Origin of the sequence: Variovorax sp. E3 (assembly GCF_016082275.1) — a bacterium.
Classification (GTDB): Bacteria; Pseudomonadota; Gammaproteobacteria; order Burkholderiales; family Burkholderiaceae_C; genus Variovorax.
The window spans coordinates 1-1,291 of record NZ_MOWM01000331.1 but is presented as its reverse complement, the minus strand read 5'-3'; the positions used below and the strand labels follow the sequence as shown (position 1 = coordinate 1,291).

The 1,291-nt window shown below is 67.4% G+C and carries 1 pseudogene; it reads left to right on the top strand.

Features of this window, described 5'->3' with window-relative positions:
• Window positions 1-1,291, top strand: a pseudogene (locus BMG07_RS40620) (acyl-CoA dehydrogenase family protein); the annotation flags it as partial.

The window sequence follows — 1,291 nt, the reverse complement described above, 5'->3', positions numbered from 1 at the left end:
GAAGACGCCGGCCTCGAAACCGCGCAGGCCGTGCTCGAGGAGTGCGCCCGTTTCAACCAGGACGTGATCGCGCCCCTGAACATCGACGGCGACCGCAACCCCTCGTCGTTCAAGGACGCGTGGTCACCACCACGCCGGGCTTCAAGGACGCCTTCGCGCAGTACGTGTCGGGCGGTTGGCAGGGCCTGCAGCATCCGTCGGACTTCGGCGGCCAGGGCCTGCCCAAGACCATCGGCGCGCCTGCGGCGAGATGCTGAACTCGGCCAACATGAGCTTCGCGCTGTGCCCGCTGCTGAGCGACGGCGCCATCGAGGCGCTGCTCACGGCCGGCTCCGACGAGCTGAAGCGGTGTACCTCGAAAAACTCGTGAGCGGCCAGTGGACCGGCACGATGAACCTCACCGAGCCGCAGGCCGGCAGCGACCTGGCCATGGTGCGCAGCCGCGCCGAGCCGCAGCCCGACGGCACCTACAAGGTGTTCGGCACCAAGATCTTCATCACCTACGGTGAGCACGACATGGCCGAGAACATCGTGCACCTCGTGCTGGCCCGCGTGAGCGGCGCGCCCGAAGGCGTGAAGGGCATCAGCCTGTTCGTGGTGCCCAAGTTCATGGTCGGCAAGGACGGCGCACTGGGCGCGCGCAACGACGTGCACTGCGTGAGCATCGAGCACAAGATGGGCATCAAGGCATCGCCCACCGCCGTGCTGCAGTACGGCGACCACGGCGGCGCCGTGGGCTACCTCGTGGGCCAGGAGAACCGCGGCCTCGAGTACATGTTCATCATGATGAACTCGGCGCGCTACGCCGTGGGCATGCAGGGCATCGCGATTGCCGAGCGCGCCTACCAGCACGCCGTGGCCTACGCGAAAGACCGCGTGCAGAGCCGCCCGGTCGACGGCTCCATCAACGCCAGCGCGCCCATCATTCACCACCCAGATGTGAAGCGCATGCTGATGACAATGCGCGCCTACACCGAAGGCTGCCGCGCCATGGCCAGCGTGGCCGCCGCCGCCTACGACGCCGCGCACCACCACCCCGATGCCGACGCGCGCAAGCAGAACCAGGCCTTCTACGAATTCATGGTGCCGCTGGTCAAGGGCTACAGTACCGAGATGAGCCTGGAAGTGACCTCTCTGGGCGTGCAGGTGCATGGCGGCATGGGCTTCATCGAGGAGACCGGCGCGGCGCAGTACTACCGCGACGCGAAGATCCTCACGATCTACGAAGGCACCACCGCCATCCAGGCCAACGACCTCGTGGGCCGCAAGACCGCGCGCGACGGCGGCCAGA